The organism is Gemmatimonadota bacterium (assembly GCA_026706345.1).
Lineage (GTDB): Bacteria > JAAXHH01 > JAAXHH01 > JAAXHH01 > JAAXHH01 > JAAXHH01.
In genome coordinates this window covers 1-15,227 of the sequence record JAPOYX010000051.1, presented here as the reverse complement: position 1 = coordinate 15,227, position 15,227 = coordinate 1, and the positions used below count along the sequence as shown (strand labels likewise).

10 protein-coding genes are annotated in these 15,227 nt (G+C 62.1%); 6 read left to right on the top strand and 4 right to left on the bottom strand.

The genetic code is table 11. From position 1 onward, the window contains the following. Positions 1–59: 59 nt before the first annotated feature. Entirely contained in the window at positions 60–4,739 is a 4,680-nt protein-coding gene (gene gltB / locus OXG98_04625; protein ID MCY3771288.1) for a glutamate synthase large subunit, read from the bottom strand. Positions 4,740–5,005: 266 nt separating this feature from the next. Between gltB and OXG98_04620 the strand changes: the two genes are divergently transcribed. Beyond that, positions 5,006–6,193 carry a phosphoglycerate kinase gene (locus OXG98_04620; protein MCY3771287.1) on the top strand — a complete coding sequence of 396 codons (1,188 nt, stop codon included), beginning with the start codon at positions 5,006–5,008 and terminating at the stop codon, positions 6,191–6,193. Between the two features lie 445 nt (positions 6,194–6,638). Beyond that, a complete protein-coding gene (locus OXG98_04615) occupies positions 6,639–7,100 on the top strand; it encodes a DUF4357 domain-containing protein (GenBank protein ID MCY3771286.1) in 462 nt (153 codons plus the stop codon). 48 nt (positions 7,101–7,148) lie between these two features. Here the strand turns inward: OXG98_04615 and OXG98_04610 are convergent, their stop codons facing one another. Both OXG98_04610 and OXG98_04605 read right to left on the bottom strand, forming a co-directional pair. After that, positions 7,149–7,727, bottom strand: coding sequence for a hypothetical protein (locus OXG98_04610; protein ID MCY3771285.1), 579 nt, complete (start codon positions 7,725–7,727; stop codon positions 7,149–7,151). A gap of 132 nt (positions 7,728–7,859) precedes the next feature. Further along, positions 7,860–8,798 carry a LysR family transcriptional regulator gene (locus tag OXG98_04605; GenBank protein ID MCY3771284.1) on the bottom strand — a complete coding sequence of 313 codons (939 nt, stop codon included), beginning with the start codon at positions 8,796–8,798 and terminating at the stop codon, positions 7,860–7,862. Positions 8,799–9,065: 267 nt separating this feature from the next. Here OXG98_04605 and OXG98_04600 point away from each other — a divergent pair, with 267 nt between their 5' ends. The 4 genes from OXG98_04600 to OXG98_04585 all read left to right on the top strand — a co-directional run bounded on the left by OXG98_04600 (position 9,066) and on the right by OXG98_04585 (position 13,891). After that, positions 9,066–10,553, top strand: a complete 1,488-nt coding sequence (locus OXG98_04600; GenBank protein MCY3771283.1) for an IMP dehydrogenase — start codon at positions 9,066–9,068, stop codon at positions 10,551–10,553. A gap of 12 nt (positions 10,554–10,565) precedes the next feature. Then, positions 10,566–11,237: an HAD-IA family hydrolase gene (locus tag OXG98_04595; GenBank protein ID MCY3771282.1), complete on the top strand. Its 672-nt coding sequence runs from the start codon at positions 10,566–10,568 to the stop codon at positions 11,235–11,237. A 142-nt stretch (positions 11,238–11,379) separates the two neighbouring features. Beyond that, the gene (locus tag OXG98_04590) at positions 11,380–11,826 is read left to right on the top strand and encodes a DnaJ domain-containing protein (GenBank protein ID MCY3771281.1); all 447 of its coding nucleotides are present in this window, start codon (positions 11,380–11,382) and stop codon (positions 11,824–11,826) included. Between the two features lie 181 nt (positions 11,827–12,007). After that, the gene (locus tag OXG98_04585) at positions 12,008–13,891 is read left to right on the top strand and encodes a CocE/NonD family hydrolase (GenBank protein ID MCY3771280.1); all 1,884 of its coding nucleotides are present in this window, start codon (positions 12,008–12,010) and stop codon (positions 13,889–13,891) included. Positions 13,892–13,975: 84 nt separating this feature from the next. Here the strand turns inward: OXG98_04585 and OXG98_04580 are convergent, their stop codons facing one another. Beyond that, positions 13,976–15,106 (bottom strand): GNAT family N-acetyltransferase, encoded by a 1,131-nt coding sequence (locus OXG98_04580; protein ID MCY3771279.1) that lies wholly within the window; start codon positions 15,104–15,106, stop codon positions 13,976–13,978. Positions 15,107–15,227 lie beyond the last annotated feature (121 nt).

The window sequence follows — 15,227 nt, the reverse complement described above, 5'->3', positions numbered from 1 at the left end:
TTCCGTCCAGATCGCGGCAGCGAATCTCCGCGGCAGCGAATCTCCGCGCCGTCCGCGCGCTATCCCTTGCCGCCGTTCACGCCCACGGGTACCGCTTCGGGCACCGCCTCGGCGGGATGGCCATTGGTCTTGGCTTCCTCGGCCGCCCGTTCCGCTATTTCCTGGAGTGCGCGGCGATAGTCCACGGGCATGACCTTGACGAAGGCGTCCTGGAGTTCGGACCAGCGGTCCAGCACCTCCTCGCCCCGGTCGCTGCCGGTCAGGCGCACGTGGGCTTCGATCAGTTCCCGCACCTCCGCGACGTCCTCCTCCTCGATCAGCGGCTCCAGGTCCACCATCTCCGGGTTGCACAGTCCGGGGAAGACGCCCTTCTCGTCGAGTACGTAGGCGACGCCGCCGCTCATGCCCGCGGCGAAGTTGCGTCCAACCGGGCCGATGACCACCACGCGTCCGCCGGTCATGTACTCGCAGCCGTGGTCTCCGACGCCTTCAATCACGGTCCGGGCGCCGCTGTTCCGCACGGCGAACCGTTCCCCGGCCCGGCCGCGGAAGTAAGCCTGTCCACCGGTGGCGCCGTAAAGAGCCACGTTGCCGATGATCACGTTCTCGGTGGGCACGAAACCCGCGTTCTCGGGCGGGTAAATGGCCATGATGCCGCCGGACAGTCCCTTGCCCGTGTAGTCGTTGGATTCGCCTTCCAGGAGGAAGGTGATGCCCGGCGCCAAGAAGGCGCCGAAGCTCTGGCCGGCCGACCCGTGCAGCCTGGCCAGGATCGTGTTTTCCGGCAGGCCTTCCTCGCCGTGCCTGCGCGATACCTCTGCGCTGAGCATGGCGCCCGTCGTGCGGTCGATGTTGTGGATCGCATGCCGCAGCACGACCGGCTGGCGATCCTCCAGGGCCTCTGTCGATAATTCGATGAGCCGCTGGTCGAGCTTCTTTTCCAGACCATGGTCCTGGCTCTGGCAGCAGTAGCGGGCTACGCGGTCGGGCGCCTCGACGGGCGCGAGCATCCGGGTGAAGTCCAGGCCCTTCGCCTTCCAGTGGTCGATGGCCTTGCGCGTGTCGAGGCAGTCGGTACGTCCCACCATCTCGTTCACCGTCCGGAAGCCCAGTTGCGCCATCTGCTCCCGCATCTGCTCGGCGATGAACATCATGAAGTTGATGACATGCTCGGGCTGGCCCGTGAAGCGCTTGCGGAGCTCCTCATCCTGCGTGGCCACGCCCACGGAGCAGGTGTTCAGGTGGCACTTGCGGAGCATGATGCAGCCGCTGACCACCAGGGCGGCCGTGGCGAAGCCGAACTCCTCGGCGCCCAGCATGCAGGCGATGACCACGTCGCGGCCCGTCTTGAGTTGGCCGTCGGTCTGCACCACGATGCGGCCCCGAAGGTCGTTCTGGACCAGCACCTGCTGCGTCTCGGCGACGCCCAGTTCCCAGGGCACGCCCGCGTGCTTCATGGACGACTCCGGCGAAGCGCCTGTGCCGCCGTCGTATCCGCTGATGAGGACCACGTCGGCCTTGCCCTTGGACACGCCGGCCGCGACGGTGCCCACGCCGACTTCCGCCACCAGCTTGACGTGGATGCGGGCCCGGTCGTTGGCGCTCTTCAGGTCGTGGATCAGCTGCGCCAGGTCCTCGATCGAGTAGATGTCGTGATGGGGCGGCGGCGAGATGAGCCCCACGCCGGGGGTCGACTTCCGCACGCGCGCGATCTCTTCAAAGACCTTATGACCGGGAAGCTGTCCGCCTTCTCCTGGCTTGGCGCCCTGGGCCATCTTGATCTGCAGGTCCGTCGCGTTGACCAGGTAGTTGCTCGTCACCCCGAACCGGCCCGAGGCCACCTGCTTGATGGCGCTGTTTCGCCAGTCGCCGTTGTCGTCCGGGTAGTAGCGGTCCGGGTCTTCGCCCCCTTCGCCCGAGTTGCTCCGGCCGCCGATGCGGTTCATGGCGATGGCCAGGGTCTCGTGGGCCTCCTTGCTGATGGAGCCGTAGGACATGGCGCCGGTGGAGAAGCGTTTGACGATCTCCGAGGCCGGCTCCACTTCCTCGATGGGCACGGGCGGTTGCACCTGCTTGTAGTCGAACAGGCCGCGCAGCGTGCCCAGCAGACGCGTCTGGTCGTCGATCTGGTCCGTGTACTGCCGGAAGAGCTCGTAGTCACCCGTGCGGCTCGCGGCCTGCAGGAGCGCGATGGTGTGGGGGTTGAAGAGATGGTGCTCGCCGTCGCTCCGCCACTGGTAGTAGCCCCCCACGTCCAGGGTATGGCCGTTCGCCACGGGACGCTCGGGATAGCCGTGGTGATGATGCTGGCGGTACTCCGCTTCGATCTCGGGCAGCCCGATGCCCTCTATGCGGGACGCGGTCCACGTGAAGTATTTGTCGATGACCGACTGCTTCAGCCCGATGGCCTCGAAGATCTGGGCGCCGTGGTAGGACTTGATGGTGGAGATGCCCATCTTGGACATGGTCTTCAGGACGCCTTTGCACAGGGCATTGAGCAGGTTCTCCCGCGCCTTGTCCGCATCGGCCGGGCTGACCGGCGGATCAATCAGGCCGTCTATGCTCATCCATTCCACCGTTTCGAGGGTCAGGTAGGGATTGATCGCGTTGGCCCCGTAACCTATGAGCAGGCAGAAGTGCATGACCTCCCGCGGCTCGCCCGATTCCACGACGATGGCCGCGCTGGTCCGCAGTCCTTCCCGTATGAGATAATGATGCACGGCGGCGGTGGCGATCAGGCTCGGTATCTGGATCCAGTCCGGTCCGACTTTCCGGTCCGACAGGATGAGCAGCGTCGCTCCCCGTTCCCGGATGGCCCTTCCCGCCTCGCGGCAGAGTTCGTCCACGGCGTCCTCGAGGGCGCCGGTCGACGCAGTCGCGAAACCGTCCTTTCCCGCTGACCCGGCTGTTCCGGCTGACCCGGCCGTTTCCGCTGACCCACCCGTTCCCGCAGTCCGCCGAAACACGGCCGGTAGCGTCTCCGATTTCAGCCCGGGAAGGTCGAGCGCCCGGATGCGGGCGAGTTCCCCGTTGGACAGTACGGGGCGGGGGATCCGGAGTTGCCGGCAATGATCGGCCGTTTCGGCGAAGAGATCCTGCTCGGACCCGATCGAGGTATCCACGGACGTGACCAGCTCTTCGCGGATGGCGTCCAGGGGGGGATTGGTGACCTGGGCGAACAACTGCTTGAAGTAGTGGAACAGGAGCTGCGGCTTGTTGGACAGGACGGCAATCGGCGCGTCGTTGCCCATGGACCCCACGGGTTCATACCCGTTGGCCGCCATGGGGCCGATGAGAATCTTCAATTCCTCGCTGGTATATCCGAAGGCCCGCTGCCGTTCTTCCAGCGTCGCCAGGTCGAGCGCGGGCACGTCGTCCGGCTCCGGCAGGTCGTCCAAATTCGCCATGTGCTCGTCCAGCCAGGCGCGGTAGGGCTTTCGCGAACTGATCTCGTGCTTGATCTCCTGGTCGGTGACGATGCGGCCCCGGATCGTGTCGATCAGGAACAGGCGTCCGGGCTGCAGCCGGCCCCGCGTGAGGATTCGCTCGGGCGGGATCTCCAGCACGCCGGCTTCCGACGCGCCGACGACGAAATCATCCTTCGTCACCACGTACCGGAAGGGCCGAAGACCGTTGCGGTCCAAGGTCGTGCAGATGCGGTCCCCGTCGCACGCCGCGATAAGGGCGGGGCCGTCCCACGGTTCCATGAGACAGGCGTGGTATTCGTAGAAGGCCTTCTTCTCATCCGACATGGACTCGTGGTTCTCCCAGGCTTCCGGGATCATCATCATGAGGGCGTGGGGCAGCGACCGCCCCGTGGAGACCAGCAGTTCCAGCGCGTTGTCGAATCCCGCCGTATCGCTGGCACCTTCGCGAATGATCGGGCTCAGCTTGGCCATGTCGTCGCCGAAGAGCGGGGAAGCGAAGAGCGCCTCCCGGGCGCGCATCCAGTTCTGGTTCCCGCGGATCGTGTTGATTTCGCCGTTGTGGCAGAGCAACCGGTAGGGATGAGCGAGGCGCCACGATCCCAGCGTGTTGGTGCTGTACCTGGAATGCACCAGGGCCAGGGACGTGACGATGGACTCGTCGGACAGGTCGCGGTAGAAGGAGTCCAGCTGGTCCGCTCGAAGCAGTCCCTTGTAGACGATGGTCTTGCTCGACAGGCTGGCGATATAGAAGTCGTCGCGGTTGTCCTCGGGAAGCTTCGCGTCGACGGCGTTTTCGATGACCTTGCGGATGACGTACAGCTTGCGCTCGAAACGATCCTGATCGGACACCTGGTCGCCGCTTCCGATGAAGAACTGCCGGATCAGCGGGGAAACCTGGGTCGCCAGTTCCCCGGCCTGGGAAAAATCCACCGGCACGTCGCGCCACCCCAGGAACACCTGGTCTTCCTCCCAGACGGTCTTCTCGATCGCCCGCTCGCACCAGCGGCGGTGTTCGGCGCCTCGGGGCAGGAACACCATGCCCACGGCGTACTGCCCCGCTTCCGGCAACGAAATGCCGGAGAGCCCGCACTGCCGCTTGAAGAAGTCATGGGGAAGCTGGAACAGCAGGCCCGCGCCGTCACCCGTATGGGGATCGCACCCGCAGGCGCCGCGATGCTCCAGGTTGACCAGCACCCGGATGGCGTTACGTATGATGGCGTACGATTTCTCGCCATTCAGATTCGCCACGACACCCACGCCGCACGCGTCGTGCTCATAAGCCGGATCGTAGAGACCCCGGGGTTTTTTCATATAAGGATCGCCCCTCATTCGCATCCTTTCGGTTGCGAAAATCGAATACGGGAACGCGATTTCCAGTTTCTCAATTCAAACCGGAGTACTGGAATACCGTTGATTCGCAATAACAGACACGGTTTCTTGAAGGAGGAAAAAGAGAGGATAGTCCGTTATTCGCACTTGTACCAAATTCCGGTTGAAACCCTGTATATAACCTGCGCGATCAACAAAGTAAAGTAGAAAATGCGCCGCTGCGTCGATAAAATGGCCGGGTCAGCCTCATGAATGTCCGCTCCCTTACAGACCTTGAACTAAGCGGCCGTCGCGTACTAGTGCGCGTGGACTACAACGTGCCGCTCGGCGAAGCGGGCAACCTCACCGACGATACACGCATCCGCGCCTCTTTGCCCACGCTCCGGCATATCCTCGACCACGGTGGCAGGGCCATCCTGATGACCCATCTGGGCCGGCCGAAGCGAGTCACTGAAGACTTGCGCGTAAGGCCTGTGGCGGACCGGCTTTCCAAACTTCTGGGCCAACCAGTCGGCTACGTGCGGGAGACGATCGGCCCCGCCGCGCGACGTGCGGCGGAAACGCTGAAGGATGGCGAATGCCTCATGCTGGAAAACGTCCGGTTCAATGACGGGGAGACCCGGAACGATCCGGAACTCGCACGCGAACTCGCCACCCTGGGAGACGTCTACGTAAACGACGCCTTTGGAACAGCCCACCGTGCCCACGCGTCCACCGAGGGCGTGGCGCGACTGCTGCGCGAGCGCGCGGCCGGTTTGCTCATGCAGAAGGAGCTGGACTATCTCTCGGGTGCGATTGAAAGCCCGAAGGGGAAGTTAGTCGTTATGCTCGGCGGGGCCAAGGTGTCGGACAAGATCGGTGCGACGCACCGGTTTATCGAGATCGCCGACGCGCTGATTATCGGCGGGGGCATGGCGTATACCTTCCTCGCCAGTCGCGGCAAGGCAGTAGGAAACAGCCAAGTGGAGGAAGATCGAATGGATTTCGCGGCGGATATCCTGGACCAAGCCGCCGGCCTGGGTAAACCGGTATTACTCCCTGTGGATCATGTTGTTGCCGAGTCTATTGACTCCAGAGCGGCTGCGCTGTACGTCGACCAGATCCCCGACGGATCCATGGGCCTAGATATCGGTCCGGAAACCCGGCGTCAATTCGCCGAAGCCATCTCCGAAGCAGGTACGATACTTTGGAACGGCCCCATGGGGGTCTTCGAATTGGTAGCCTTCGCGGGGGGAACGCAGGCGATCGCCCACGCCATTGCGGACGCCACCGATCTCGGCGCGGTCACCATCATCGGCGGTGGCGATACCGCGGCGGCCGTCAACACCTTCGGGCTTGCCGGCCGCATGAGCCACGTATCCACGGGCGGGGGCGCTTCGTTGGAACTGCTGGAGGGCAAGGTACTGCCGGGGGTCAGCGTACTGGAGGCGGGCTGATACTAGTTTCTAATTTCCTGCCAACGTCCATTGTCAGTATACATTCGACCTGATAATTCGCTCTATCATACGAAGGATAACACATCAATGTCAAAAAAGACGGCATTCTCGCTACGTATATTCTTCCCTACCGGTGATCCTGAAGGGTTGTGTTTCATCACAAAACCCCTATGGACAGGACAGGGGATTGTATTCCCACGAGCGAACTACGAGGAAGTTCGAGAGTTGGATGTACTTGAAACCTCTGGCGTTTACATACTCTGGGAATACATACCGGAAGGATACCTGCCCAGAGTTTACATCGGTGAGAGTGACAACCTTAAGTCACAACTAAATCACCACAATAACAACAAGGATTTCTGGACCCACTGCGTTGTGTTTTTAAGCAAGGACCAATTCCTCGATAAAGCGAACATCCGTTATTTGGAGGCACGGTTGGTAGCCCTTGGCAGAAGAAGCCAAACGTTGCGAGTTGGAAGGTGTCGCGGTACCTAAGGTTCCCACCCTCGATTGGGCTGACCGGGCCGATGCCGAATCTTACTTACGCGACATGCTGTTATGCCTGCCGGTGATTGGTATTCATTTCTTCGAAAAATCGGGCAAACCAGGTAAAATCACCAGCATCCTGCACCTTAACGGGAAAGGCGTCGAAGCGAGAGGTTTTGAGGGATCAAGCGGGTTCACTGTGCTGGCGGGATCTCAAGCCGTTAAGGAAACTGTACAGACAATGCCCAGTCACCTATTGGACATCAGACGCGACCTTCAAAAGAAGGGGGTTCTGGAAGATACGGGTACTTTTTTGGAATTCGGACAAGACTACCCGTTCGGTTCACCTTCCGCGGCCGCTGGAGTCATTTTGGGACGAGGTGCAGGTCCTAAGGAATGGAAGAAAAAACGTCAGCGTTAATCCGCGTTTGCCAATCCTACCGATAGATTCCAGGCACCAATTGCGAGGTCAGTTCCCGATAAACGAGATTCCAACCAGGTTGTCCGGAAACCGGCCGAAATGCTGGGGCATAATTTCGTAAGATCGCCAGGCGCGTTGCCAGGCGTATCGGGGCGTGCCTATCCTGGCGGCGACTGGCCCCGCAATGGATTCGATCGTCGTGGTGTTTCCACGAAAATCGGTTACCCGGATGTTTATCTCACCTCGACTCCTGGGCATGTCGCTGGCCAGAATTAGCCGCAGGCTGCGGAACTGGGTGTACCGATCGCCATAGATGCTTCCCCACAGGTTTACTTTGATGCCATCGGGTGTCGTCTGCTGGGTGATTTTGATCTCCTCGGGCAGCGCGAGCACCTTGAACCCCTCCAGGTCCGGAGAGATGAATTCCACGCTCGTCAGGTACTCGGCGTTTTTCGTCTCGACCGTGTACAACCAGTTCTTGGGGCCGGCCGGCATGACGGATACTGCGACCAGGTCTTTGGATTCCACGAGCGCGGGCCTGCGTGCTGCGCAGCCTGCCACTGAGACCAGGACGAAAGACAGCATCACGGCCGACATTACAAAGAGGGACAGGTTACGTCGTTTCACGATACACCTCCTGGCGTGCGCTCCGATCTCCCGGGGACAATTAAACCTTTACAAGTATACGTCTGAGTGCAAGATCTGTTCCCGTTTGCCGCCTGCTTGCAACGCCGTATAGCGCCACTTCAGAAAGTCCGATCAGCTAACCGGCTTACCGCGTCCCGCCGCGATCTTCCTGCCCGGCCTGAAATACCCCTGCAGGGCCTCCAGAAAACTGCGGGCCGCCCGCGACAGATACCGCCCCTTCAGGTAGACCGCGCCCATTTTCTGGCGGGACCGGTTACGGAAGTCCCCGATCGCGACCTGCGCGAGCGTGCCGTTCTCCAGCTCTTCCTGGATGGCGACGGAGGGGACGATGGACAGGCCCGCCTCGATGCGCACGAAGTGCTTGATCACCTCGATCGAACTCAGCTCCATGGCGACGTCGAGCTGCACCCGGGATTGCCCGCACAGATCGTCGATGAGCCGCCGGGAGGCGCAGTGCTGGTCGAGCAGGATCAGCGGATACTGCTCCATGTCCTTGAGGTGCACCGTCCGTCGGTCCGCCAGGGGATGGCCCGGCGGCGTGATCAGCACGTCCTGGCGGGAAAACAGCGGGATCGTCTCGATCTCTCTGGGCAGATAGGCCAGCGTGACCACGCCGAGATCCACCTCACCGTCGACCACGGCCTGGATAGTCCGCAAAGACGTGGCGTTCTTCACGACGATGTCAATGCCGGGATAGCGTTCCTGGAAGGACTTGAGTATGGCCGGCAGACGGTAGCAACCCGTGGTGTCGGACGTGCAGAGCACGAGGCGGCCGGCCTCGAGGCGGTCCAGGTCTTCCAGTTCCTGCACGGCCTCCTTCATCAGTCCTTCCATCTCGCTCACGTACTTGAGCAGCACCTTTCCGGCCTCGGTGAGCGCGAGATGGCGGGTCGTCCGGTGAAAGAGCGGTTGGCCGATTTCACCTTCGAGCTTGGCCACCTGGATGCTCACGGCGGACTGGGACCGGAAGAGGGCTTTCGCCGCGAGAGAAAAGCTTCCGTGGCGGGCTACGGCGTGGAAGGCGACGGCTTGATCGTAGGACAGATTCATTTATTAATTCACTTAATAGCGCATATTAAAATTATTAATTTGACTAATATATCCTTTACTGTATTATGTCAAGGCAAAATCGGTGGAATGATGTATATTGATAGACTCGAAGTTGGACGCGTCGATTGACTCGAATGCGGAGTCGTCGAACGAGTTAATTACCGACTCGCCGATTAACGCGGAACTGGATCAGCACAACCCCGGATAACCGTAACGGGAAACCGATGGGGAAATGGATCCCCGGCCGGGTTCCCACGGAGGGCATACATGGCTCACATAGCCTCTACCGTTTCTCACAGTTTAAAGGAATACCGCTTGTTGCCACGCCTTACGCAGGCCGACGCGAATGCCCAGCTCGTGTCCCTGGAGACGCGCCTCTGCCGGCAGGGGGACGGCTACCTGGCGCTGCGCACGCCCTTTCTCAGCGCGGCCATGCAGGCGGTCACCAGCGTGGAGATGGCCATCGCCATGGCCCAACTGGGCGGCATGGGCGTTTTCGCCGTGAGCCAGACCACCGAGGAACAGTGCGGCAAGATCGACGCGGTGAAGCGGTTCAAGGCCGGGTTTCAGACCGATATCGTCACGCTGTCGCCGGAGCAGTCCATCGGCGAGGTGATCGGCATCATGAACGATACCGGCTACCACACCTTCCCGGTGACGGATACCGGCGTCTTCCATGGCAAGCTGGTGGGCGTGATCACGGACAAGGACTTCGATGAGCGGTACGATCACGACATGCGGGTGGGCGACCGCATGAAGACCGACGTGCAGACCGGCGCCGAGGAGGACGACCTGAAGACGGCCAACACGCGGATGATCGAGTACGGGCGCGGATTTCTGCCCATGGTTTCTTCCGAAGGGACGCTGGTTTCGGTGGTGTTCAAGCGGGACCTCGACAAGCATATCCGACATCCCCATTCCACGGAAGACGCCCAGAAGCGCCTGGTGGTCGGCGCCGCCGTATCGACCCATCCCGAGGATCGGGAACGGGTGGAGGCGCTGATCGAGCACCAGGCCGACGTGATCGTCATCGACGCCTCGGACGGCCACACCGAATACCAGGGCGAGACCCTGAAATGGATCAAGTCCCACTACGACATCCCGGTGATCGCGGGCAACGTGGTGACGCGGGAAGGCTTCGACTATCTGGCCGGCTGCGGCGCGGACGCCGTCAAGATCGGCATGGGCATCGCGTCGGGCTGCACGACGCAGATGGTGAAGGCCACCGGCCGCGGACAGGCCACCTCCATCCGGGAAGTCTCCGCGGCCCGCGACGCGTGGATGCGGACCACGGGCGACTACCTTCCTCTCGTGGCGGACGGCAGCATCCAGGGTTCCGCGGACATGCTCGTCGCCCTTTCGCTTGGGGCCGATACGCTCATGATGGGCAATCTCCTGGCGCGGTTCACCGAGAGCCACGGCGAACTGGTCCGCAACGCCGCCGGAGACCTCGTCAAGGAATACTGGATGGAAGGCAGCCGGAAGGCCTTCAACAACCGGCGGTACGCGCAGATCGCCAGCACCTTCTTCGAGGAAGGCATCGTCGGACAGGTGCCCCACGCGGGGTCGGTCTACGACAAGCTGCCCATCGTCATGCAGATGCTCAAGTCGGGCATGGCCACGGCGGGTTGCGCCACGATCGAGGCGCTGCACCGGGGCGCCGTCCTGGAACTGCAGTCCAACGTGTCCCTCGACGACAGCGGCGTGCACGACATGTCCGCCATCCAGTCCATCCAGGAATTCGGGATCACCTGATAACGGGGCGCGATGAAGACCGTTTTCTTCGATTTGTTCGAAACGCTGATCACCGAAAAGACACGTAGCGCCTTCCGGTCGAGATCCCCGAATTACGTGAAACTGCGCACCACGCGGGACCGGGTGGCGCAGTGGTGGGTGGACTTCGGCGAGCGTGTGATGACCGGCGGGTTTTCGGACTGTCTCGTCAAGTTCCTGCACATGCGGGACGAAGTCGGCTCGCCGGTCTCGGACCGGGAACTCGGCGAAATCGCCCGGGAGTACGAACAGTGGAAGAAACGCGTTCTGTCGGAAGTCGACCCCGGGGTGTTCGAGATGCTGGAAAGGGTCAGGTCCCTTGGACTCGGCATCGGGATCATCAGCAACGCTATGCCCAATGAAGCGGTGGCGTGGAAGTCCTGCCCGCTTCGGGGTCACGTGGATGATGTGGTCTTTTCCTGCGAAGTCTGGATGATGAAACCGGACAGAAAGATCTACGATCTCGCCTGTGCTCGCATGAATATCCGTCCGTCCGACGCGTACTTCGTAGGGGACGGGGGCTTTGACGAGTTGCGCGGCGCGGCATCCGCCGGCATGAAGCCCATCCAGGCGGCCTGGTATCTGCGGCAGGAAGTGGCATGGCCCTGGGACCATCCCCTGCCCCGGGCGGAATCGATGGAAAGCCTGCCGTCCATGTTGAATTAGCCCGAGTCGGCTGGTTGGCCGCGACAAGTCCAACAGCGTGTCCGATACGCGTCTGTTATCGCGTCTAACACTCTATCCGTCGCCGCGACCAACATCGCGTCCATCACCGAGTCCGTCACAGCGTCCATCACCGGATCCCGCCATGACCATTCCCCAGCTGAAACGCAAACTGCGTCAACTCAAGCAGACCGAGTGCCGCATCCGGTTCAGGACCCGTCCGCGGGAGGACCACCAGACGCTGGTATGGGACGCCTTCTTCTCCACGCGGTCCGTGAACGACGACCGGGTCGCGTATCCCCTGAACCGGCTGGTGAATATGGACCACGACGAGATCAAGAAAGTCTACGAGGCCTTCTTCTACCGCGTCTACTTCCAGTACTTCAAGGAACACGGCCTGTCCATGGCCGATGCCTACGATCCGGGACTGCTCTCCCTCCTCGGCCTGCCGCCTTACGCCACGCTCCAGGACATCAAGCGGCGGTACCGGGAACTGGCCCAGGTCCACCACCCGGACCATGGCGGTGATCACGACGCCTTCATCGAGGTCGTGGACGCCTACGAGCGGCTGACGGCCAAGGGCCGTTCTTGATCTTCCCGCGGTAAACATCCATATTGCTCGTATCCAGTTCGAAATATCCAGTTCGAACCGTACGCGTGACTGCCGAATAGATCGCATGCGCGGAATTTGATCAGACCGCGTGCGCGATTAACAATCGAACGCGGCAAGTCCCCGTTGAAACCGAATTCATGAATCCCGCAGGAGACCTTCTATGAAACCCGTACCCTGTCCCGTCTTCTTCGTCGGCGTGCTGGTCCTGTTCTTCCTGCCCGGTCCCGTGTTCGGCCAGGCCAACGCCGACGCGCGGTACATCGTCCAGAACTACGAGAAGATGGAGCGCTACGTCCCCATGCGCGATGGGGCCAGGCTGTTCACCTCCATATACGTGCCGAAGGACGATTCGCGGACCTATCCCATCCTGCTGCAGCGCACGCCCTACAGCGTGGCGCCTTACGGGGCGGCGTACAAGACGCGCATCGGTCCGTCCATGCTGTTCGCCCGTGACGGTTACATCATCGTCTACCAGGACGTGCGCGGCCGGATGATGTCGGAAGGGGAATTCGAGGCCGTGCGTCCCCACAACCCGGACAAGGCCTCGGACGCCGACATCGACGAGAGCACCGATACCTACGATACGGTCTCCTGGCTGCTGGAAAACGTGCCGGGCCATAACGGCCGCGTGGGCGTATGGGGCATTTCGGCGCCGGGTTTCTACGCCACCCACGTCCTGATCGGCGCCCATCCCGCCGTGAAGATCGTGTCGCCCCAGGCGCCGGTGACCGACTGGTGGATCGGCGACGACCGCCACCATAACGGCGCGTTCCAGCTGCAGGCCAGCTTCAGTTTCCTGTCCTTCTACGGCCAGCCGCGCCCCGCGCCCACGACACAGCGGGCCACGGGCTTCCGCGACTACGGCACGCCGGACGGCTACCGGTGGTATCTCGATCTCGGGCCCCTGTCGAACATCAACGAGAAATACTTGCACGGAGAGAACAAGATCTGGAACGCCATGATGGAGCATCCCGACTACGACGAATTCTGGCAGGCCCGCACGCCGCTGCCCCACCTGAGGGACGTGAAACCCGCGGTGCTCGTGGTGGGCGGGTTCTTCGACGCCCAGGACCTGTACGGTCCGCTGAAGACCTACGCCGCGGTGGAAGACCACAATCCGGGCATCGTGAACCATCTCGTAATGGGTCCTTGGTGGCACGGCGGATGGGCGCGGGGCAGCGGCCAGCGGTACCAGGACATCTATTTCGATCAACCCACGGCGGAGCATTACCGGGAAGCCATCGAACTGCCCTTCTTCAACCACTACCTGAAGGATGGCCCCGATCCGGAGTTGCCGGAAGCCAGCATCTTCGTCACGGGTTCGAACCGGTGGCACGCCTTCGACCGCTGGCCGCCCCGGGAAGCGCGTGAAGCGTACCTCTACCTGGCGCCCGGCGGCGGACTGTCTTTCGATCGTCCGGCGGGGGTGGACGACTACGCCGAGTACGTGAGCGATCCGGAGAAACCCGTGCCCCACACTTCCCAGGTCGTCATCAACCGGGACGACCGGTACCTCATCCAGGACCAGCGGTTTGCCGCGTCCCGCCCGGACGTGCTCGTCTTCGAGTCGGATGTGCTGCAAGAGGTCGTCACCGTGGCGGGCGACCTGTTCGCCAACCTGTACGTTTCCACGACGGGGGAGGACGCGGATTTCATCATCAAGCTGATCGACGTGTATCCCGATACGGCGAGCTACGCGGGCGCGAACCCCATGAACGTGAAGATGGGCGGGTTCCAGCTCATGGTGCGGGGCGAGGTCATGCGGGCGCGGTATCGGAACAGTTTCACCTATCCCGAGCCCATGCGGCCGGGCAGTGTCACGAACGTCGTCTTCGACATGCAGGACGTTGCCCACACGTTCAGGGCGGGGCACCGCATGATGGTCCAGGTGCAAAGCTCCTGGTTCCCCATGGTGGACCGCAATCCGCAGACTTGGGTACCGAGTATCTACGACGCGAAGGAGGAGGACTACCAGGCGGCGACGCACCGGGTGTACTTCTCCCGGAACGCGCCTTCCCACCTGAGGATGAAGGTGCTGGAGTGACGGCCGTCTGGCTGTTTGGATGAGACGAGGCGGTGAGCGACTGTGGCCCGACGCCTCAATGCCGTAGTATGAGCGCCGGACCCGTCAGACGAAATTGAAGCCGTACCAGGGCAATTGGACGGGGAATACATTCTCCACCGCGGTCCGGAGCAACCCTGCGGGAAATGTCTCGAACGGATCCTCGTCGGGTGGCACCACGCCGAAGACGAGAGCGCCAAGGTCGCTCGATGCCACGGCATGATCCTTTCCGCCGCACCGAAATACCGCCGAATCCGCTGAAACCTCCCATGTCAATGTACCCGCGCCGAGCACGTCCGCGATGTATTCATCGAATGCTCGCAGCAGCCGCTCCGGTTGCAGGACGAGGACCGTGCCCGTGAATCCCTGGGGCGCCGCGGTCACGCCGTGGGGCCGGAGCAGGGAGGCTAGTTCGCGGTCGGATGACGTGGTGACGATCTCGATGCAGTCCACTTCGAAGCGTTCGTAGAAATCCGGCAACGCGCGCACCAGCGCGAACCGGGAACCGGCTATCTCACACAGCCTGGCCCTGCTCGCTTCGCCTTCCCGGTCGGGCCGGCGCTTCTGGATTCCCGCGTAGGCCACCGGGCGCCCGCCGTCGCGAATCACCACGGTTTCCCCGTCGCGGTCGCAGATCCATTCGACGTCGACCGCCATCCGGAGATCGTTTGTTGAACGCACGTATCGGCTGGGCTCTTCCGCATACAGCCGCGTCATTTCGAGCAGGTCCTCCGCTTCCGCGCGGCGGATATCCACTTCGCACCCGGGCAGGAGGTCGCGGGGGACGGTATAGAGCACGTATTGCCCAATCCTCCTGGCGCCCAAGCGCGTGTAAAGCCCCCTGCCTCCTGATATGGGCATGAGCACGGCGTCCTGTTCGACGGCCTTCCTGATCGCCGCTTCCATCAGCCGGGTCGCCAGGCCCTGTCCCCGGTGCGATTCGTAGGTCGCCACCGCGCCGATGCTCATGGTGGGCATCCGGCAACCGAGCACGGAGATGTCCCGCGTCAACGCACCCACGTGGGAGACCACGACGCCGTCGTCGACCATGACGAGTAGATGGTCGTAGTTCTCCGGCGCGAAGAGCAACGGATACTGCTCCTCCATGCGTCCCACGCCATCGCCGCGGAAAACGGTGTTGACGAGCGTGCAGAGCGACTTGAACTCCCGCGCCTTCAGATTCCGTGGACCTTCCAATTTCCTGACTCCTCTATCGGGCCGTTCAGTCAATACCAGCGGTACGCGCCGGACGGGTTCATCCGTCCGCGGCGCTTTGAAAACCGGTCCACGCTCTATATATTCCCGATAGAAAAGAGTG